This window comes from Catellatospora aurea, from assembly GCF_042663325.1.
In the GTDB taxonomy this organism is placed as follows: Bacteria; Actinomycetota; Actinomycetes; order Mycobacteriales; family Micromonosporaceae; genus Catellatospora; species Catellatospora aurea.
The window spans coordinates 16431-35742 of the sequence record NZ_JBHTAC010000016.1 but is presented as its reverse complement, the minus strand read 5'-3'; the positions used below and the strand labels follow the sequence as shown (position 1 = coordinate 35742).

Sequence of the window (19312 nt, the reverse complement as noted above, 5' to 3'; positions counted from 1 at the left end):
ACGCCCACGAACCCCCGGTAGTCGTCGGCCGAGCAGCCGCTGCGCGCTCCATGCCGTGTCAGAACGGCTGAGCGCGGATCAAGAGCGCATCAGCGGGACCATCAGGTGTGTGCCGAGGACGTCGTTCATGACGGGCGGGGTCTGCGTGTCGTACTTGCCGGTGCCGGACCGCACCGACAGGAGCATCCGGCCCAGCGCGCCCGGCGCCGTCTCGTACGCCTGCAGCGCCGAACCCCGGAAGATGACCGGCTTGTCGTACTGCGCGGCCAGCCGGACCATCACCCCGCCGATGAGTTTCTGGCAGGTCGAGCACGGGGTATTGGTCTGGTGCGCCTCGATGACGGCGGCGAGCGTCGACTCCTGGTTCAGGTTCGCGGCGGCCGCCTCGACCCAGGCCAGGAACGCCTGGAACTCGGAGTGCGCGACACCGGAGACGCCCGGGAGTTTGTGCGGCTCGACGGTGTCCTTGGCGGCGGCCGACTCCTGCTCGATCGCCCCGCCGACGCGGCGGACCACGGTCAGGCCGGCCAGCAGCGAGTTCCCGGACGCGCCACCAGGCAGGGCCGTCCGGTGCAAAGCGGGGGCGGTGACGGTGTAGTAGGTGGTTGGGGCGGTGCGAAGCAGCACGTCGAGGGTGTCGGAGACCGCCCACAGGCTGTCGCCGGTGTGGGTCTGGCCACCCGCCTCGTACTCGTACCTCTCCCCGGTGAAACTCAGGTGATTGGGCATCTGCGCCTCCTGTGTCGGTCGGACACCGGTTAAGAGGCGCGACCCGGGCCGGTGATACGCGGCGTCGTCACGGCAGCCGGGTCGGGTGTGCGACTCCGGCCAGGCCGTCCACGACACAGACCCGTCCGTCGTACGAGCAACCGCACGCGATCCATACTGAAACTGGAAAGGCATCTCCTACGGCGGGTAATCGATGGCTGAGTGGCTGTTCGTGGGCATGTTCGGCGTATTCGTCGGGCACCACGGGAACTCGGTGGTGCAGCTCCCCGACGCCGAGGAAGACCGTCGGCATTCGCAACTGCACCATCTCCTCACAGTCGTCGGCACGCGAGTCCAGGAGATGGTTCAGCTACGGCAGTGGCAGGCCGCGGGCGGGATGAGCCGCCAGCAGGTGATCATCGATCCGATCTTGACGGAGACGGACCGTCCCGTGGTCGGCCGGATCCGGCAACGCGACGAACCGGGTTACGAGGGAATCTGGTGCGAGTTGCTGCTACCCCGCGCCTGGCTGAGCCGACCGGTCGACGGGCTGCGCGCCGTGCAGGCGACCCGTGCCGTCCTCGCGACGCTGGACGCCGTCGGTTCGCAGTACGGGCTGGGTGTCATCCCGGTGCGCAAACCTGCACCCGGCGGGGACGCGACGGACGACCCGTTCACCGCCCCACCCCGGCACCGCAAAGAGGCCATGGCGTACGCGTCCGAGTGGCTGGGAGAACTGCTGCAGGTTGTCGGACCTGACGAACTGCTGGTGGCGACCCGAACCGAGCGGTCCGGACGGACGGCGGCAAAGCTCGACCGATTCATCGAGAACATGGGCGACCTCGTCGAACACGACGATCAGACACTCCCCGACGGCAAGAAAGTCATGACGTGGAAGATCCGCGCGAACTGGTGAGCTGGTCGGTGGATGCGCCCGGCCTCGGACGGCGGCACCAGCGGTCACTGCAGGACGCCGCGGCGTCGGCCGCGTCCTGGATCGAGCAGTGGCCGGGATGCGTGAGCGCGACCGTCTCCGGGCCGATCCTGCTCCGTGTAGAGGTGTCGGCCCCTGGCGACGTTGCACTGCAACCGCTGGCAGCCGAACTTATCGACGGCGTCGTCGAGCTGTCCATCACCGTTGATCGGCAGGCGCTGGAGGGGTCCGCGCCGCTGCTCCGTCGGCACGTCCTCGATGCCTTTCTGGCAGGAATCGAGCTGGGTGCGTCGGTCGCGCCGCACCAGCCGCCGATCGAGGTGTGGATCGAGCCGGAGGAGGAAGAGGAGACCGCGGAGCTGCACACGCTCGACGTTCTCGGCGCGGAGCTGTCGATGCTCGCCGAGGGCGAGGTGATGGTGATCCGGCCCCTCCGGGAAGGCGCGGACGGGCTGACGCAGTACCACGAACTCGACGATGCCCTGGTCGCCCGGTTGGCTCGGTCGAAGCTGGGCGAGTTGCTGGACACCTCGTCGCACCCCGACGCGGTCAGCTGGACCATACAGGTCAGCCACTCCCGATAACCGGGAGGAGCGCTGGTCGGCAGCGCGAGCCAGCGCATGATCCAATGGGCCGATGGAACTCACCAAGCAGTTCAGCGAGCAGCAATACCGTCAGGCGCTGGACTCGTGGACCTGGCTGGACCTGGCCGGCAAAGCCCCACGGTTCACCTCGCTGTTCGGTGACGTGTTCCTGGAATCCGCGGACGGGGCATGGTGGCACCTCGACACCTTCGAAGGCGAGCTCGTACGAGGCTGGAACACCCGCTCCGACCTCGTCGCCGAACTGGAGACCGAGGCGGGCCAGGACAGGTACCTGCTGGCCGGCCTCGCCATGGGCGCGTACCACCGGCGTGAGCTTCGCCTGGGGGCCGACCAGGTCTATGCCTACGCGCCGCCACCGATCGTCACCGGCAGTTTCGACGTCGACCACATCGCCGTCTTCGACTTCGTCGTCGTGGTGAACCTCGCCGGCCAACTCCACCTGCAGCTACGGAGCACGTCCGGTTAAGAGCCGACCATCGCGGATACTTAGCAGACGTGCGGTGTGTGCGCCATCCCGACCCGGCGGATGCCGGTTGGTCCGGGGTCGTCAGGCCGAGTGTTCGTAGTGGTGCGGGTGCACCAGGTCGCTGAGGACAACGAAGTCGACGACCTCCCAGAACTCCTTCACACGAGGATGGGACAAGGCCTGCGAGCGGGTGAGCTTCTGCCCGAACAGGGCATCGTCCGGGGCGACCTCGGCGGCGTCGACCGCGGTCGCCGCCGGGTAGTCGCTGCCCGCGACCGGGCCGAACCGACATCCGAAGGTCACGTGATCGTCGTACTCGCCCTGGCCCCAGGTGCCGAAGACGACGTCGATCCAGGTCTCGCGCACGTGGCCGTGGTCGTAGCAGGCCGCGAAGAACGCCGCTTACGGCTGGACGTCGCGGTTGACCATGGCCCAGGTGCGCCGGCTGGCGTTCCCACAGCAGTCACAGGAATGCGTGGTGCCACCACGCCAACTCTCATCGAACGTAAGCATGCCGTGCATTCTGAACCGCGGGAAGATCTTCCACAAAGCCTGCACCAGGAAGCACGCGAATCTGACGCACAGGTCACGGCCGCCGCCGTCAGGCCCCTGACCTGCGCTTCGGGCCGTTCAGCTGCCGGGGAGGGTTAATCCCGAACCCGGCTGAGTCTCGTGCCGGCCTGCCATGCGCAGCTCAGCACGGGCCTGCCGTGCGCCGAGGCAGTCGGGTTGCAGGCAGATGCGGCATCGCCCGGAACGTTCACAGTTCCGGTGGCGGTGCAGCTCACGGTGCAGAAACTCCGCACGCTTGTCGCTGATCGGTTCGATGTAGGACCGCATTGATGCCTCCTTCGGTGATCGACGGATGTTCACGGGCCGCCGTGGCGGGCGAACACAGCCAGTGAACTGGGGATTCACCGAATGGCCGACGCCCGGTATCGTGCCGCGAATGACGACGGGGGATGTGCCGGGCGAGGTCCGGCAATGGAAGCTGATCGCACTGGTGAGCGCGCTCAGCGCAGTGGCGGCCGTGGCCGCGCTGGTCGGCTGGACCGCCCGCGGATGGGGTGGCGATGCCGCCCCCGCGAGCGCGACGTTCACTGGCGGCGGCCAAACCACCAGCAACGTATGCGAACCGCAGCAGGGCACCTATTTCCGGAACGGGGCCGTCGTCAAGATCCTCAGTGCCGAAGGCGAGCAGCTCGCCGCAGGCAAGATCCTCAACGAGCCGGTGTGGCGAAACGGGGGTTGCCATCAGGAGTTCGTCGTGGACGGCATCCCCGAACGGCGCAGCGTGTACGTGGTGGAGGTCGGGCGCTGGCGGCACCCGGTCACTGAGGAGCAGCTCCGCGCGAATACCGCTGAAGTCATGCTGATCTAGCAGCGGCACTGCGCACCCACAAACGCGCCTGGTCGGTCTGCCTCCGTGCGCCGCGGCCAGTGGCCGGCAGACCACACGAGCTCGTGACGAGGCTTCCGTGCCGTCGCGTTGAGCCGCCAACGCCGGTTCTGGCGGTCGGGTGATCGCCCGAGCTTTCTCATGACGCTGCTCGGTCCGCCTGCGCCGACGACCAAAGCCCGATCACCTGCCGCAGGTGATCGGCGGCACCGGCAGCGAGCTTCACCGTGAGCCGACGGCGACCTCTGACCAGTTCCACAATCCGTGCGTCGAGCAGCAGGTATACAACAGCACGAGCGGACTCCGCGGATACTCCGGCATCGGCCAGCTCCTGGTGCAGCTCGCCGATCGACCATTCACGCGACGGGTCCGCGACCATGTGCGCGTATATCGCCGCCCGACTCGGGCTGCGCCTGGCGAGCAGACTTCCCGTCGAAACCATGGTGATGCCCCTTTCGAGATCCGGGTGAACCGTTGCTTATAGCTCGTTGGACAAGGTCACCGGCCGAGACGACGCATGACGGCCACAGGGTGCGAGCCGGGGACGGCTGCCGCCCGGCCGGTGACTTGTGACAGCCCGACGTGTCCTCTCCGCGATGACCGGTGGCACACCAGGTGTCGTGACCACCTTCGTCTCCGACGGATGCCCCAGACAGCGCGGCGATGACGCAGAGCTGATGCACGACCGTTGCGCCGCCTCCGCTGATCTGCATGAATGGGTTCGGATCGTTTCATCGGACCGCAGAGGTGATCGTGAAGCGCGTCGGCCTGTCGCAACGCCGCAAGGCAGTCGGACTCAGTCAGGAGAAGCTCGCGGAGAACCTCGGTGTCGACCGGTCAACCGTCGTTCGATGGGAGGCGGGCGACACCACCCCACAGCCATGGCACCGACCACAGCTGGCACGGGCGCTGAAGATCACCGTCGAACATCTTGATGTGCTGCTGGTCGGCCACGCTGAAGCGGCACCGCCTCATGACGAGCGGCTGAAATACGCGCTGGCACACCCGTCCGCCGTCGACACCGTCATCGCGGCGGGTCTGCGGCACCAGACCCAAAAGCTCGACCGGCAGTACGACGAGCTTCCTTCCAGCGCACTGCTCGCGCCCGCAGGGCAGTTGCACGGACAGGCGGTATACCTGCGCTCACGTGCAAGTTCGGCGGCCGCACGGGACGATCTGTGGGCGGCGGAGGCTGAATCCGCGCTGCTCATGGGGCAGTTGACCTGGGATGCGTCGTATCGACGGGACCACCCGGGCGCGGACACCTACTTTGATCAAGCCATTGCCGCCGCCGGCCATGCGGGAATCGTCGTCGTGGCAGCACACGCTGAACTCCGCAAGAGCTACGTCGCGCTGTCCGGCAGGAAGGATCCTCGCGGCGGGCTGGCTCTTGCGCAGCGCGCCGCAGACTCGGCGAAGGGGCACAGCACAGTGCTCGCGGGAATGGCCACGCTGCACGTCGGAGAGGCGCACGCCATGCTGGGCGACGCCCGTGGCTGCGAAGTCGCGCTGCATCGGGCGGAACGGCTGCTCGACGAGGTCCGCCCGGAAGAGCCCGCCGCCGCGCTGTTCTGCCGGAGCACCCACGGCAGGATCGCCGGTTCCTCGTACTTGCGTCTCGGTCTGCTGTCACGCGCCGAGCCGACGCTCCGGTCCAGCCACACGTTGATGAACCACCAGCGGAAGTCCACGGCGATCGTGCTGGGCAACCTGTCCTTGGCCTGCATACGGCAGCGCAAGCTTGATGAGGCGGTGAGCCATCTCCACCAGGCAATCGCTGTGTTGGAGCGCACCCGCGGCGGCGGCGGGTTGAACGTGGCGTTCACCGCTGCGCGGGAGATGCTCCCCTGGCGCGACAACGTCGGCGTGTCCGAGGTGAGCGATAGGCTGCTCGCATTGATGTCGGCAGCATGAGTGGAGCCAGCGTGATCGACCCCGCGATCGATCAGGCGAAGCAGGCCGCCAGAGAGAAGGTATGGGCGCTGCTGCACGACATCGGTGCGGCGCTTCCACCCGGAGCACACGGCAGGATCCCCAACTTCGTCGGCGCGGACCTCGCCGCCGACCGGCTCGCCTCACTCGACGCGTGGAAGAACGCCCGGGTCGTCAAGGCCAACCCCGACCCGGCCCAGCACCCGGTGCGGATCCAGGCCCTCCAGGAGGGCAAGCTCCTCTACATGGCCGTGCCCAGGCTCGCGACGCCGGAGCCGTTCTACCTGCTGGATCCCGCTGCCACCACGGAGATCAAGACGGTGACCACGGGTGACGGGGCCAGCCGCCACGCTCCCCGCGTCAACCTGGACCAGATGCGACACGTCGATCTCATCGTGATGGGCAGCGTGGCGGTCAACCGTCGTGGCGTCCGCGTGGGCAAAGGCGCCGGCTACAGCGACATCGAGGTGGCTCTCCTGACCGAAGCCGGGCTCATCGGACCCGAGACCGTCATTGTCACGACGGTCCACACGGCGCAGGTGCTTGACGAGGCCCTGCCTGAGACCGAGCACGACTTCAGCGTTGACGTCATCATCACGCCTGCGGAAACCATCTACTGCCAGCCGCCACGAAGACCTGGCGGGATCGTGGCCAGTCACCTGACTGTCGACAAGGTCCGCGCGATCCCCGCCTTGACCCGGTACGTAGAGTGACACCACCACGGGCTACGGCCCACCGACAGACCGAATCGCGCGTGAGCACGATGCGCATTCTGGCCCCGAAGCGATCTTCTGCAAAGCCCTCGCCGGGAAGTACGTGGATCTGACGCGAAGGGCAGCCCCGGGGCCCGCGCTTCAGGCTGACCAGCTGCCAGGCTCGGATCGGCGCGGGTGAGGTCACCAGCCGGTCGAGTGACGACCACGGGGTGCGAGCCGGAGACGTCTCGTGAATCCGGCTGGTGACCTCGGCATCATGCCGATCTCGCCCCCGTTCGCGGGCTGTCCCGGGCAGGCGCGTTCTCGCCGCCGTTCTTCATTCGGAGCCCGACGAGGATGGTGGTCAGCAAGCTCGTGTTTGCGGTCGCCCAGTATGTCTCGCGACTGATACGCATGATCGGGTCCATTTCTCGCATCGACTCGCTGACACGCGTATGCGTTGTCGAACAGCCACTCGGCCGATGAGCAGAATTCACGCCGCCGCCCCGGCTTCCTGCGCTCTGGACCATGCCCCGATCACCTGCCGCAGGCACTCATCGGCACCGGTACCTAGCCTTACCGTGAGCCGACGCCGTCCTCTGACCTGCATCAGAATTCGCGCATCCAGCAGTAGGTATACGACAGCCCGTGCGGACTCCGCGGACACTCCGGCATAGGCCAGTTCACGGTGCAGCTCGCCCACTGTCCAGTCACGCCCAGGCTCCGCGATCAGTTGCGTGTATATGGCCGCGCGGCTCGGGCTGCGTCTCGCGAGCAGGCTTCCCGTGACAACCATGTTGATGACCCTCCTCTCGACCTCTAGAGTCTTGGTTGGCATCGAGGCGGCCGGATCTCCCATCACCCCGCCTCGCGCCGAACTCAGCTTGAAGGACCCGAGACGGTCTTCGAAGGGGTTGCCAGGTGGCTCAGCAGCCTGGCAACACGGCCGGTAGGCGATGGGGTGAGCATGACGACGGAATCATTCGGCGAAAGCCTGCGGCGATTGCGGTCAGAACGTGGCTGGTCGCTCCGCCGCCTCAGCGATGAATCCCATATCGACAAGGGCCACCTCAGCAGGATCGAACGCGACAAGCGCCCACCGTCGGAAACCATCGCCAGCGCTGTCGACCTCGCGCTGCAAGCTGACGGGGTTCTGATCGCCATAGCCCAGGTTCAGCAGGCCCAAGAGACACGGGCGGCGGTAACGTCTGATCCCATGAGGCGACGCACGCTCGTCACGATGCCGCTGGCCGCTGCGATGGCAAGCCTCGGCGCAGCCGGCGACACGACGCATCGGGTGGGCCGAGTCGGAGTCACCGACGCCGAACGGCTCCATCGAGCTGTGGCGCGCCTTCGCGCACTCGGTCACCAGCACGGTGGCGAGAACCTCTGGCAGGCCGCAGCCGGTGTCGCACGGGAGGGATACCAACTCCTGGAGAACGGGACGTACACCGAGAGCGTCGGAGACCAGATCCTGGCCGCCACGGGCCGCGCGCAGATGTGTGCCGGCTGGCTCGCATTCGACTCGGGTCAGCAGGATATCGCCCGGTCCTGCTACAACGAAGCCCTCTCTTTGGCGAGCCAGTCAGCGAACGCAAGCATCGAGATCCACGCGCTGGTCAACCTGGCGTTCCAGAGCAGCTTTCTCGGGATGCCGAGACAGGCCCTCCGGTACGCGGAGGCGGCCGGCCGTATCGCCAACGGCTATGACAAGCGCGGCCGGATCGCCGTCGTGCCGCTCATCCGCCAAGCCACGGCGCACGCCATCGCTGGGAACGAGGTCGAGTCCGGCAAGGCGGCAGCGGATGCCAGGCGTCACCTCGACAAGGCGCACGAGGAGGGTGACGACTGGTGCACGTTCGTCAGTTCGGCGGAACTGGACGGCATCGAGGCGACCGTTGCCATGAAGCTCGGCCAGGCCGCCCGAGCGGAAACGCTCCTTCAACGCGCCGTGGCTGCTCATGGGGTGGGCTTTGCGCGCAACCGCGCGCTGTACCGCGTACGTCTCGCGAGCACCAGGCTCGATCTGCGCGATGTCGTCGGTGCGGCGGTCTCGGCCAATGAGGCGATGGACGACCTCAGCGGAGAGGTGGCCAGTTGGGTCATCAACACCGAACTTCAGAACGTCGCCCAGCGCCTTGCTCAGCATCCAGAGGAGACGCACGTCGAACGCTTCATCAAGCGGTATCTCGCATCGGCAACCGACGACCGGGGAGCCCGGCAGTGAACACCCCCATCACCGGTCTCGTCGTCGACAAGCACTACGCGGCAGACATGGTTGAACTACGCGACGAGCTGCTCAGCGTCTACCGCGAGGCATACGCGGACAAGATCCAACAGGCGTTCTTCACCGAGGACCGCTTCTGGGAGCGGGTCGAGGCCTACGCGAGGCGGGACGGGTTCGAGCTGGTGACGGCTCGGGTCGGTGGCAGCCTCGCGGGGTATGCGCTCGGCTACACGCTCCCTGCAGGGTCCGCCTGGTGGCACGGTCTTCTCAACGAGGTCGATCCAGGCCTCGTCGTCGAGGACGGCTCGCGTACCTTTGCGCTGAACTACATCATGGTGCGCCCATCGATGCGGCGGCGCGGAATCGCCGAGGCCTTACATGCCGCACTTATGAGAGGCCGACCGGAATCCAGGGCAACCCTGCTGGTCCTGCCGGACAACATCTCCGCGATATCCGGTTACCGCAAGTGGGGCTGGCACCAGGTTGGCGAACTCAAACCGTTTGCCGACGCTCCCATCTATCACTCCTTGCTGCTGAATCTCACGCAGCCAGGCTGATTGCCAGCCGTAAGCAGCGAAGTACAGCAACCCTGCCGGCTGCTGATAGCCGCAGCTGACTGAGAGAGACCGCTTGACCGCGTCCCCGGCCGTACGCGACCTTCGCGCAAGTAATCCGCAGGTCAGGTCCGCCGCCCGGTGCCTTCCCTGGCCGGAACGGTCGCGCAGGTGGTTCATGTGGCAGGTGATCGGGGATCGACTGCCGCGCCCTAGCCAACGGATGCCGACCACGGGCACCCAACCGGCGGTGGACAACCCTAATATCCAGCCCATGAATCGGCTGTCTGACAACGTGGGTTACCTCAGGACGATTGGCACTGGCCTGATCGTCATTGGCGTGTCCGCGATGCTGCTGCGGGACCGTCTCGAACAAGACACGGTCTTCGTCTGCGCCGCGGGTGCCCTGTTCGGCTTCTTGCTGCGTATCGAGGCGGCAATCACTTCATTGCGCCGTAGCAGGGATGACTCGGGCCTCGCATGATCCACTGAGGGTAGTCAGAACGGCCGCTTAACGTCACCGCTGGTGCTGGACCACGGGCCGTTGGCGGCACGGTTTACCGGCAGGCCAGCGCGTGATCGTGGGGTATGTCCCCGCACCGCCCGGGCTCGCGATCATGATCATGAGTTACGCCAGGCCGTCTCCAGGCCGTCAGAGATGGCCCGGGCCGTCGCCAGGCCGTCAAACGGCGACCAGCAACGACCAACACTAACCGTTAAGGCAGAACAAGACAGCAGCTCAGAGCGGCTGTTGGCGGCGTGGGCATGAGGGCGACGGACGAGTCGGCCTGTACGCCGGATTCTGTACGCCAAAAGCCAGGGGGCCTGCCGATCATCGGCAGGCCCCCTGGTGTGCGCACTCTCGCGAGCAGCTCAGCTACCCGAGAAGGTGAACGTCGACCCCGGCTGGGTCACGATGTTCCCCGTACCCGAGTTCGTGATGGCGACGTTCGACAGCGTCGCGCTACCCCGGGCCTGGGCCATGGCCAGCATGCCCGCGCCGTTGTTCGACTTGTCGATCTTCACGTTGGTGATGACCACCCCCGGAAGCTCGCCCGCCTTGAACTGAATACCGTCGTACGTCGAGTCGTAGATCTCGGTATCACGGATCGTGACCCCCGGAATCGCGACCGTCGCCGCGAACAGCGTGATCGCGCCGAACTCCTGGTCCTCGTTCCAGAACGCCCCACCCGTGCGGTACAGCGCGTTGTTGGCGATCAGCGTCTGACCCGTGAAGGGGATCGGGTCGTGGTCGGTCGCCAGCATGATGCCCGGGTAGTTCATCGTGTCGTAGATCAGGTTGTTCTCGATCTTGTTGCCGTACCCGCCGTACACCGCGATGCCGTTGGCCCGCCACGGCAGCTGCACCGTGTTGTTCACGAACCGGTTGTCGTGCCCGATGTCCACCGACGTGTCCTTCACGTACTTGCTGGCCCAGACCGCGAGCGCGTCGTCGCCGTTGTTGCGGAACGACGAGTTGAACACGGTCGAGTTGCGGGTGCCGTTGGTGAAGTTGATGCCGTCGGCGTACGTGTTGCGCACGCGCATGCCGCTGAACTCCAGCCCGTCACCGGGTCCCCACAGCTCGGGGATGTTGGAGTAGTCGCGGCCGACCCAGGCGCCGACGTTCGCGTGCTCGATCCACACGTTGGTGATCTTCGTGCCGACGCCGAGCCGGCCGTTGATGCCGACGCCGCCTTCGGCGTTGCCGTCACCGCCGCGGATCCGGCCGGAGCCGAAGATCGCGATGTCGGAGATCTGGGTGTTCTTGTCGATGTCGAAGCCGAAGTTGCCCTCGTGCGGGTGGTTGATGCCGCCCGCGTTCTGCGGCTGGATCAGCGAGTAGAGGCGGGAGTGCCACATGCCCGCGCCCTTGATGACGACGTTGCTGATGCCGACCTGGTTGTGGGTGCCGCGGTTCAGCGGGTCGTCGGTCAGGATCTTCTGCTCCTGCCGCCACTGGCCCTCGGGGATCCACACGCAGCTGATCTGCCCGTTCTGGTCGGCGGTCACCGCGGCCTGGATGGCGGCGGTGTCGTCGAGGCCGTCGTTGGGCACGGCGCCGTAGTTGGTGATCGAGGTGCACTCGCTGGGCTTGCTCAGCGGCGCGGCCACCTGCTCAAGATCGATCATATCGATGATGTAGAAGGAGGCGTTGTCGCCGGAGTCGCGCTGCAGCTTGAACTTCGTGCCCGGCGGGTACGAGGTGCCCAGCAGCGCGTTCGACTCGTCGAACAGCCGGCGCGCGTTGGCCGACGGGGTGTTGGTCAGGCCCTCGGGGTCGTCGGTGGTGCCGTAGAGCCAGCTGTGCACCGAGGACAGGGTGAGCTTGCGGTTGAACGTGCCGTTGACGTACAGGCTGATCGTGAAGTCCTGGCCACCGCCGCCGGCGGCGTCGGGGACCGAGTTGCGGACGACGATCGAGTTGGCCTGGTTGGTCGAGGTGAACTCGACGTACTGGCCCGCGGTGGTGAGGCGCACCGACTTGCGGCCCGAGGACTCGGTGGCGAAGTTGGTGTGCCCGAAGGTGCGCAGCGCGTCCGTCTGCAGCAGTTCGCCCTGGTAGGCGGCGGACTCGGCCTCGTACGAGGTGTACGGGACGGCCGCGCCCCGGCCGACGACGATCGACGAGGTCAGCGAGTTGTTGGTCTCGTTGGTCTCGGTGACGACGTTGGTCGCGTCGGCGCTCGCGGCGATGGTCGCGCCGCCGGAGGTGGCGGTCCAGGTGCCGTTGACGGCCACGTTGACGGTGGCGCCCGCGGCGATGGACGCGGTGTTGGTGTTGAGGGTGGTGGAGCCGACCGTCACCCGGGTGACCGTGGTGGTGCCCGAGGCCGTGGTGCCGCGGTTGTTGACGGTCACCGTGAAGCTGACCGCCGCGCCGACGGCCGGGTTGGCCGGGTTGGTGGATATGCCGGTGACCTGCAGGTCAGGGCCGGGTGCCTGGGCCACGACGAGGTTGCTCGCGGCGTTGGCGGTGTTGTTGTTCTCGTTCTTCTCGACGACCGTGGACGCGTTGTCGGCGCGGGCGCTGACGGCGTACGTGCCCTGGCCGAGGTTGCCGATCGGCAGGCTCACCGACTGCGAGCCGCCGGCCGCGATGGCCGCGACGTCGACGGTGCCCTTGAGCGCGCCGTCGAGGTACAGGCCGACCTTGGAGGCGGGGGCGGACAGGTCGCCGATGTTGTTGACGGTGGCGGTCAGCGAGATGCTCGACGCCTCGTTCGGCGAGGACGGGGTCCACGACACGTTGCTGACGGTGAGGTCAGGGTTCGGCGCGGGGGTGCCGCAGACCTCGAACTCCGCGACCTGGCCCGAGGGCGCGCCGGTGTTGGAGTTGAAGGACAGCCGCACGTCGGCGGTGGTCGCCGAGACGGGGACGCTCACCACGTTGTTGCCTTGGGTGAACTGGTAGCTCGCCGCCGACACCAGGTTGGTGTAGGTGGAGGAGGACTGCTCGCGGCCCAGGATCTGGAAGTTCTGGGTACGCGTGCCCCACGCCGGGTCCGGGTTCAGCTTGACGTTGACCTGGGTGACGACGTGGTTGCCGCCGAGCGCCACGGTGAGCGTCGCCGGGTAGCCGGCGCCCTCCCAGTAGGTGCCGAGCTGGCCGTCGTTGGCCTTGTCCGGGGTGAACGTGAACGTGGAGCCGTTCGCGGTCATGGTCTTGCCGGACGCGACGTTGACGCAGCCGGGCTGCTGGGTGCCGGTGCGGGTGACGGTGTTGCTGTTGCCGGAGACGTTGCCCGCGTTGTCACGCGCCCGCACGTAGTACTGCACGGTCGCGGTGGCGGCCTGGGTGTCGTTCCAGGTGGTGACGGTGCCGACCTGCGCGGCCAGCGCGCCGTCGCGGAACACGTCGTAGCCCGCGAGGCCGCTGCCGCCGGTGTCGGTCGACGCGCCCCAGTTCAGGGTGATCGTCGTGCCGGAGGTGCTGTGGCTCAGCGTGCCGGGCGTGCTCGGCGGGGTGGTGTCGGTGGTGGTGCCGGTGCGGGTGACGGTGTTGCTGTTGCCGGAGACGTTGCCGGCGTTGTCCCGCGCCCGCACGTAGTAGGACACGGTGGCCGTGGCGGCCTGGGTGTCGTTCCACGTGGTGACGGTGCCGACCTGCGCGGCCAGCGCGCCGTTGCGGAAGATGTCGTAGCCGGCCAGGCCGCTGCCGCCCGCGTTGTCGGTCGACGCGCCCCAGTTCAGGGTGATCGTCGTGCCGGACGTGCTGTGGGTCAGCGTGCCGGGCGTGCTCGGGGCGGTGGTGTCGGGTGTGGTCCCGGTGCGGGTGACCGTGTTGCTGTTGGCCGACACGTTGCCCGCGACGTCACGGGCCCGCACGTAGTAGGACACGGTGGCCGTGGTCGGCTGGGTGTCCTGCCAGGTGGTGACCGCGCCGACCTGGGCGGCCAGCGCGCCGTTGCGGTAGATGTCGTAGCCCGCCAGGCCGCTGCCGCCGGCGTTGTCCGTCGACGCGCCCCAGTTGAGGGTGATCGTGGTGCCGGATGCGCCGAGGGTCAGGTTCGACGGCACGCTCGGGGCGGTGGTGTCGGGGGTGCCGCCGCCGGGCCCGTACACCTCGATCTCGGAGAGCTGGCCCGCCGGCCACGCGGAGTTGGCGGTGATGTTGATCCGCACGTACCGGGTGGTGGTCTGGGTGAAGTTGATCGTCACCGAGTTGCCGGCCACGGCCGGGTTGAAGGTGTACGACGCCGAGCCGACGATGTCGGTGAACGTCGAGCCGTTGGTGCTGCCCTGGACCGCGAGGGTCTGCGAGCGGGTGCCCCAGCCGGAGGTGGGCAGCTTGAGCACGACGCGGTTGACCGCGACGGACGAGCCGAGGTCGACGGTGGCCCACTCGGGGAACGAGTTGTTGACGCTCTCCCAGTAGGTGCCCTGGTTGCCGTCGACGGTGCGGGACACGTCGTAGACGTCGGCGTGGCCGCTCTCGGTGGTCGGGCGGCCCTGGGCGAGGTTGGTCGACGCGCTGGCGGTGCCGTAGATCTCCAGCTCGGAGAGCTGCGCGGCGGCCCAGCCGGTGTTGGCGCTGATGTTGACGCGCACGTACCGGGGCGAGGTGGCCGGGAAGTTGATGGTCACCGAGTTGTTGGCGACCGACGGGTTGAAGCTGTAGCCCTGCGAGGCGACGATGTCGCTGAACGTGGAGCCGTTGGTGCTGCCCTGCACGGACAGGGTCTGGGTGCGGGTGCCCCAGCCGGCGGGCAGCTTCAGCACGACCTGGTCGATGGCGGTGGCGGCGCCGAGGTCGATCTGGGCCCACTGCGGCAGGGAGCCGGAGCTCTCCCAGTAGCTGCCCTGGTTGCCGTCGTTGAGGTTGCCGGTCACGTAGGGGCCGTTGACCGAGCTGGCGGAGGTCGTCTTGCCTGATGACAGGTTGGGGCCGCCGGCCGCTTGCGCGACCGCCGCCCACCCGGCGGTGGCGATCATGGCAGCGGCGACCGCGGTCGCCACCACTCTGATCGGAGTCCTGGTTCTCATCACTGTCCTTTGTCACGGAGGGACGGTTCCGCGGGTGGACGGGGATCCACACGCGTTGCGGTGAAACGGGTGACCGATCAGCCGCGACGGTGAGCGGGGCCGTGCGGTTGATGTTTTGCAGGCGTGGTGTAACCGCTGACGTGGCGGGGGCGTGAACTCAGCCCGGGCCGCGTGGAGGTGATCGACCAGTGCGTACGAATGCCGACGTCATACCGGGCCTCTCCCGAACGGATGGAGAACACCGGCAGGTGAGCGGCCTGCAGGGAACTTGCACAAGCTAACGACAAAACTAAACATCTGTTTGTCGAAATCTTGCACTGTGTCGGGGGCAACGTTACCGACACGTCACGAACACGTCAACACTTCGACAGTCGTGAGCCGACGAACGGATGAGAAGCGCGCACGACGACATGGCCATCCGGACGGAATCCGGATGGCCATGTGTCCACTATCGACGGTGCGGTCAGCCCGCGGCCAGCACCTCGCGCAGTCGAGCGGCGAACGCCGCCGGGTCGCCGGTGAAACCGATGTGGTCGCCGGGGAACATCGTCGGCTCGATGTCCAGCTGCGCCGCCAGCGCCCGCGAGGTGCGGTCGCAGAGCTGGCCGGTCGACTCCTCGCCGATGCCGACCACGAGCCGGGCGCCGCCCTTGCGCAGCGCCGCCGCGTCCGGCACGAAGCGGACCGTCGGCAGCAGCATGTGGGCGTACTGGAAGTGCTCGTCGGCGACCGACTGCTCGTCGCGCTCGCCGCCGACGATGGCCTCGAACACGAACGGGGGCAGCTCGATGTTCGCGATCTTGAGGAACTTCGCGAACGCCCCCCGGTGGTCCCCGCCGAGGTACGTCGCGATCATGTCGTCGGTCGCGACCCGCAGCTCCGCCCGGTCCTCGACCAGCTCGTCCAGCGGCGGCTCGTGGGCGATGAGCGTGCTCACCAGGTCGGGCCGGGCCTCGGCCAGCGCCAGCGCGCTGACCGCCCCGCCGCTGGAGCCGAGCACCACGGCCGGGCCGGCGTCGAGGTGGGTGATCAGCCGGGCCAGGTCGTCGCCGCGCTGCTGCGGCGTCGAGTCCTGGTCGCGGTCGTCGACCGAGCTGCGGAAGATGCCGCGCGGGTCGGTGGTGAGCACCGTGTGGTCGGTCGCCAGCAGCTCGGCCAGCGGCGTGAACGCGCGGGCGTCCATCGGCGCGCCGATCAGCACGATCAGCGGTCCGGCACCCCGGACCTCGTAGTGCAGCCGTGCGCCGGGCACCTCCAGGACGGCGGCGGGCACGGTCGAAATGTCGTTCATCAGGGCTCCCTAGCAGGTGAGATGGCTCTCGTACCTGAATGAGACCGGGCGCGTGCGGCAGAATCGTCGCTTGTGAGCGAACTTTTCTCCGCGCCGCCTGGGGACGACCCCGACCTGGCCGCCGCGCGGGGCGGGGACGACGCCGCGTTCACCCGGCTCGTCGAGCCGCTGCGCGCCGAGCTGCACGCGCACTGCTACCGGATGCTGGGCTCGGCTCATGACACCGACGACGCGCTGCAGGACGCGCTGCTGCGGGCCTGGCGCGGGTTGGCGGGCTTCGCCGGGCGCGGCTCGCTGCGGTCGTGGCTCTACACCGTGGCCACCCGCACCTGCCTGGACCTCGTCGAGGCGCGCGGGCGGCGGGCCCTGCCGATGGACCTCGGCCCCGCCAGCGCCCACGCGGTGCTCGGGCACACCCCGCTGACCGAGGTCGCCTGGCTCGGGCCGTACGCCGGCGCGGGTCTGGGGTCCGGTCCGGCCGGGCCGGGCGCGCGCTACGAGCAGCGCGAGGCGGTCGAGCTGGCGTTCGTGGCCGCGCTGCAGCACCTGCCGGGCAACCAGCGGGCAGCGCTGCTGCTGTTCGAGGTGCTGGGGTTCTCCGTCGCCGAGATCGCCGCGATCATGGACACGTCGACCACCTCGGTGAACTCCGCGCTGGCCCGCGCCCGCCGGATCGTGGCGGAGCGGGCGCCCTCCCCCAGCCAGCAGCAGACCCTGCGCAAGATCGGCGACGCGCGGGTGCGGGAGGTGGTGGGCAGGTTCGCGCAGGCGCTGGAGCGCGGCGACGCCGACGCCCTGATCACCCTGCTGGTCGAGGACGTGACCTGGTCCATGCCGCCGCTGCCGCACTGGTACCACGGCCTGGCCGCGGTCACGGACTTCGCGGTACGCGTCCCGCTGACCTCGTGCGGGTCCTGGCGGCACCTGCCGGTCGACGCCAACGGCCAGCCCGCCGTGGCCTGCTACCTGCGCCCCGGCGACGAGGGCGGGCACCTGCCCTGGTCGGTCAACGTGCTGACCCTGCGCGACGACCGCATCGCCGAGGTCACCTCGTTCGTCGGCGAGGAACACTTCCCCCTCTTCGACCTGCCCCGGTCACTTCCCTGACTCGCGCCCGCCACCCGTCGCGAGCGGGTGCCGGGACTCACCATGATCGTTCGACTTGCCCGGCAAGTGGGCGAATGAACGGTCAAGATACGCACAGGTGCCGGGCAAGTCCGATGACCTTGAGGGGCGCGCGGTCACGCGGCGGCGGGGACGGGTTCCTGCTCGTCCTCGTGGGCGATGCGGGTCATCTCGCGCCACAGCAGCACGACGAACGCCGCCGAGCCGGCGAAGGCGAACCAGAACGGCGCGGTGACGCCGTAGTGGGTGGCCAGCACGCCGCCGATGACCGAGCCGACGACCAGCCCGCCGAAGACGCAGATGGTGTTGAGGCTGTTCACCCGGCCCTGCAGCTGCTCGGGCACGGCCCGCTGGCGCACCGTGACCGAGGTGGTGCCCCACACGAACGCGTGCGCCCCGAACACGAAGAAGATCGCCGACGCGACCACCGGTGAGTTCGTGACCGCCAGGCCCAGGTGGGTGAGCGTCTCGATGATCAGCCCGACGCGCATCACGTTGCCCAGGCTCACCCGGCGGGTGATCGCGCCGTACAGCGCGGTGCCGAGCAGGCCGCCCACCGCCGAGACGGTGGTGAGCAGGCCGAAGCCGACCGCGCCGAGGCCGAGTTGCTCCTGTGCGTAGAGCACGAGCACCGACCACGCGGCCCCGAAGGTCACGTTGAAGATCAAAATCGTGAGCACGAGGGTACGCACGGCCGCGTGGTTGACCGTCCAGCGGAATCCTTCGGCGACGTCGCGCCGCAGGCTGCGCTCCTGCTGCGCGGGCCGCTCCCGGACCGGCAGCCGCACCCGCGACACCAGGACCACGGCCGCGGCGACCAGCACGACCTCGGTCGCGAACGGCCAGGCCGTGCCCGCGGCGAACAGCGCCGCCCCGATCGGCGGGCCGATCAGCTGGTTCAGGGTGATGAAGCCGGTCTGCAGCCGGGCGTTGGCCACGGCCAGGTCGTCGCGGTGCACCAGCATCGGCGTCAGCGTGCCCGCGGTGTTGTCGGCGAACACCTCGGCGACGGTCAGCAGGCCGATCGCCGCCAGCGCGCCGATCGCGGTCAGCGTCCCGGTGAGCATCGTCGCCACGAGCCCGGCCAGCACCAGGACCCGGGCCAGGTTCGCCACGATCATGATCAGGCGGCGGTCGTGCCGGTCCGACAACACTCCGGCGTACAGGCCGAACACCAGTGGTGGGGCCCAGCGCAGCAGCGCGGCCAGCGAGATCAGGAACGGGTCGTCGGTCAGCGAGGTGACCAGCAGCGGCCCGGCCGCGAGCGCCACCCCGTCGCCGAGGTTGCTCGACCAGGACGAGGCCAGCAGCCAGCGGTAGCCCGCGCCGAGCCGGGCGGGCACGACGGAGTCGACTAGCCTGCGCACAAGGTCGAGACCCTACGTGGGTGCGCGGCCGGGCCGCAACGCGTATTCACCGGCCGGCGAAGCCGATCACGGCGAGCACCGCCGAGGCGAGCGCCAGGACTCCCGAGACGGCCTCGCCCCGGGCGGAGAACCGGCCGGCGCCCCAGCGCTGCGGGAACAGGACGTCGTCGGCCCGGCGGGCTTTGACGACGACGTAGGCGGCATAGACGTTGAGCAGGGTCGCGCCGACCGCCACCGCGGGCAGCAGCCAGGAGTGCCAGACGGCGAGCGCGACGCTCAGCACCAGACCGAACGCGCCGGCCAGGGCGGCGGGCAGGCCGGCCGCCTGCCAGCTGCGCGCCTCGGTGAGCGCCGAGCGGGTCCGTGCCCGGCCGCCGGGCTGCATCCGTGCGGCAGCGGCGGCTCGGCGGGCCCGGACTTCGCGGCGTGACTTCGGCATGGGAGGCAGTGTGCCCGACGCCGTCCAGCGGCTGCCAGTCGTGGTCTCGGGGCGGCCGAGGTCCCCCGAATCTCGGCCCACCC

General features: G+C 68.5%; 18 protein-coding genes. 10 read left to right on the top strand and 8 right to left on the bottom strand.

Annotation, left to right across the window (positions count from 1 at the left end):
- Positions 1-78: 78 nt before the first annotated feature.
- Positions 79-729 carry a hypothetical protein gene (locus ACFQO7_RS17595; RefSeq protein WP_376807346.1) on the bottom strand — a complete coding sequence of 217 codons (651 nt, stop codon included), beginning with the start codon at positions 727-729 and terminating at the stop codon, positions 79-81.
- Positions 730-922: 193 nt separating this feature from the next.
- Between ACFQO7_RS17595 and ACFQO7_RS17590 the strand changes: the two genes are divergently transcribed.
- The 3 genes from ACFQO7_RS17590 to ACFQO7_RS17580 are packed head-to-tail and all read left to right on the top strand — an operon-like array spanning position 923 to position 2713.
- Positions 923-1624: a hypothetical protein gene (locus ACFQO7_RS17590; protein WP_376807345.1), complete on the top strand. Its 702-nt coding sequence runs from the start codon at positions 923-925 to the stop codon at positions 1622-1624.
- Complete coding sequence (locus ACFQO7_RS17585) at positions 1600-2226, top strand: hypothetical protein (protein ID WP_376807344.1); 627 nt, start codon at positions 1600-1602, stop codon at positions 2224-2226. The genes ACFQO7_RS17590 and ACFQO7_RS17585 overlap by 25 nt, the downstream gene beginning before the upstream one ends.
- A gap of 52 nt (positions 2227-2278) precedes the next feature.
- Entirely contained in the window at positions 2279-2713 is a 435-nt protein-coding gene (locus ACFQO7_RS17580) for a hypothetical protein (RefSeq protein WP_376807343.1), read from the top strand.
- A gap of 81 nt (positions 2714-2794) precedes the next feature.
- Here the strand turns inward: ACFQO7_RS17580 and ACFQO7_RS17575 are convergent, their stop codons facing one another.
- Together ACFQO7_RS17575 and ACFQO7_RS17570 are read right to left on the bottom strand one after the other, a co-directional pair.
- Entirely contained in the window at positions 2795-3079 is a 285-nt protein-coding gene (locus ACFQO7_RS17575) for a hypothetical protein (RefSeq protein ID WP_376807342.1), read from the bottom strand.
- A 264-nt stretch (positions 3080-3343) separates the two neighbouring features.
- The gene (locus ACFQO7_RS17570) at positions 3344-3553 is read right to left on the bottom strand and encodes a hypothetical protein (RefSeq protein WP_376807341.1); all 210 of its coding nucleotides are present in this window, start codon (positions 3551-3553) and stop codon (positions 3344-3346) included.
- Between the two features lie 109 nt (positions 3554-3662).
- Here ACFQO7_RS17570 and ACFQO7_RS17565 point away from each other — a divergent pair, with 109 nt between their 5' ends.
- Positions 3663-4094, top strand: coding sequence for a hypothetical protein (locus tag ACFQO7_RS17565; protein ID WP_376807340.1), 432 nt, complete (start codon positions 3663-3665; stop codon positions 4092-4094).
- A gap of 157 nt (positions 4095-4251) precedes the next feature.
- Here the strand turns inward: ACFQO7_RS17565 and ACFQO7_RS17560 are convergent, their stop codons facing one another.
- Positions 4252-4491: a hypothetical protein gene (locus ACFQO7_RS17560; RefSeq protein ID WP_376807339.1), complete on the bottom strand. Its 240-nt coding sequence runs from the start codon at positions 4489-4491 to the stop codon at positions 4252-4254.
- A gap of 332 nt (positions 4492-4823) precedes the next feature.
- Here ACFQO7_RS17560 and ACFQO7_RS17555 point away from each other — a divergent pair, with 332 nt between their 5' ends.
- From ACFQO7_RS17555 to ACFQO7_RS17535, 5 genes are all read left to right on the top strand, one after another.
- Positions 4824-6026: a helix-turn-helix transcriptional regulator gene (locus ACFQO7_RS17555; protein ID WP_376807338.1), complete on the top strand. Its 1203-nt coding sequence runs from the start codon at positions 4824-4826 to the stop codon at positions 6024-6026.
- An 11-nt stretch (positions 6027-6037) separates the two neighbouring features.
- Entirely contained in the window at positions 6038-6757 is a 720-nt protein-coding gene (locus tag ACFQO7_RS17550; RefSeq protein ID WP_376807337.1) for a 5-formyltetrahydrofolate cyclo-ligase, read from the top strand.
- Between the two features lie 949 nt (positions 6758-7706).
- Positions 7707-8966, top strand: a complete 1260-nt coding sequence (locus ACFQO7_RS17545) for a helix-turn-helix domain-containing protein (protein ID WP_376807462.1) — start codon at positions 7707-7709, stop codon at positions 8964-8966.
- The gene (locus ACFQO7_RS17540) at positions 8963-9523 is read left to right on the top strand and encodes a GNAT family N-acetyltransferase (protein WP_376807336.1); all 561 of its coding nucleotides are present in this window, start codon (positions 8963-8965) and stop codon (positions 9521-9523) included. The genes ACFQO7_RS17545 and ACFQO7_RS17540 overlap by 4 nt, the downstream gene beginning before the upstream one ends.
- 175 nt (positions 9524-9698) lie before the next feature.
- Complete coding sequence (locus ACFQO7_RS17535) at positions 9699-10004, top strand: hypothetical protein (RefSeq protein WP_376807335.1); 306 nt, start codon at positions 9699-9701, stop codon at positions 10002-10004.
- A gap of 389 nt (positions 10005-10393) precedes the next feature.
- On the opposite strand, the gene ACFQO7_RS17530 is transcribed toward ACFQO7_RS17535, so the two are convergent.
- Positions 10394-15007 (bottom strand): galactose-binding domain-containing protein, encoded by a 4614-nt coding sequence (locus ACFQO7_RS17530; RefSeq protein ID WP_376807334.1) that lies wholly within the window; start codon positions 15005-15007, stop codon positions 10394-10396.
- A gap of 463 nt (positions 15008-15470) precedes the next feature.
- The gene (locus ACFQO7_RS17525; protein ID WP_376807333.1) at positions 15471-16298 is read right to left on the bottom strand and encodes an alpha/beta fold hydrolase; all 828 of its coding nucleotides are present in this window, start codon (positions 16296-16298) and stop codon (positions 15471-15473) included.
- A gap of 72 nt (positions 16299-16370) precedes the next feature.
- Between ACFQO7_RS17525 and ACFQO7_RS17520 the strand changes: the two genes are divergently transcribed.
- Complete coding sequence (locus ACFQO7_RS17520; RefSeq protein WP_376807332.1) at positions 16371-17405, top strand: sigma-70 family RNA polymerase sigma factor; 1035 nt, start codon at positions 16371-16373, stop codon at positions 17403-17405.
- 134 nt (positions 17406-17539) lie between these two features.
- On the opposite strand, the gene ACFQO7_RS17515 is transcribed toward ACFQO7_RS17520, so the two are convergent.
- Together ACFQO7_RS17515 and ACFQO7_RS17510 are read right to left on the bottom strand one after the other, a co-directional pair.
- Complete coding sequence (locus ACFQO7_RS17515; protein ID WP_376807331.1) at positions 17540-18790, bottom strand: MFS transporter; 1251 nt, start codon at positions 18788-18790, stop codon at positions 17540-17542.
- A 46-nt stretch (positions 18791-18836) separates the two neighbouring features.
- Positions 18837-19229, bottom strand: a complete 393-nt coding sequence (locus ACFQO7_RS17510; protein ID WP_376807330.1) for a hypothetical protein — start codon at positions 19227-19229, stop codon at positions 18837-18839.
- Positions 19230-19312: the final 83 nt, after the last annotated feature.

Bases quoted from the DNA above. Each gene is read 5' to 3' on its own strand.
- ACFQO7_RS17595 (WP_376807346.1), bottom strand. From the start codon at position 729: ATGCCCAATCACCTGAGTTTCACCGGGGAGAGGTACGAGTACGAGGCG.
- ACFQO7_RS17590 (WP_376807345.1), top strand. From the start codon at position 923: ATGGCTGAGTGGCTGTTCGTGGGCATGTTCGGCGTATTCGTCGGGCAC.
- ACFQO7_RS17580 (WP_376807343.1), top strand. From the start codon at position 2,279: ATGGAACTCACCAAGCAGTTCAGCGAGCAGCAATACCGTCAGGCGCTG.
- ACFQO7_RS17570 (WP_376807341.1), bottom strand. From the start codon at position 3,553: ATGCGGTCCTACATCGAACCGATCAGCGACAAGCGTGCGGAGTTTCTG.
- ACFQO7_RS17565 (WP_376807340.1), top strand. From the start codon at position 3,663: ATGACGACGGGGGATGTGCCGGGCGAGGTCCGGCAATGGAAGCTGATC.
- ACFQO7_RS17560 (WP_376807339.1), bottom strand. From the start codon at position 4,491: ATGGTCGCGGACCCGTCGCGTGAATGGTCGATCGGCGAGCTGCACCAG.
- ACFQO7_RS17555 (WP_376807338.1), top strand. From the start codon at position 4,824: ATGAATGGGTTCGGATCGTTTCATCGGACCGCAGAGGTGATCGTGAAG.
- ACFQO7_RS17545 (WP_376807462.1), top strand. From the start codon at position 7,707: ATGACGACGGAATCATTCGGCGAAAGCCTGCGGCGATTGCGGTCAGAA.
- ACFQO7_RS17535 (WP_376807335.1), top strand. From the start codon at position 9,699: ATGTGGCAGGTGATCGGGGATCGACTGCCGCGCCCTAGCCAACGGATG.
- ACFQO7_RS17530 (WP_376807334.1), bottom strand. From the start codon at position 15,007: ATGAGAACCAGGACTCCGATCAGAGTGGTGGCGACCGCGGTCGCCGCT.
- ACFQO7_RS17525 (WP_376807333.1), bottom strand. From the start codon at position 16,298: ATGAACGACATTTCGACCGTGCCCGCCGCCGTCCTGGAGGTGCCCGGC.
- ACFQO7_RS17510 (WP_376807330.1), bottom strand. From the start codon at position 19,229: ATGCCGAAGTCACGCCGCGAAGTCCGGGCCCGCCGAGCCGCCGCTGCC.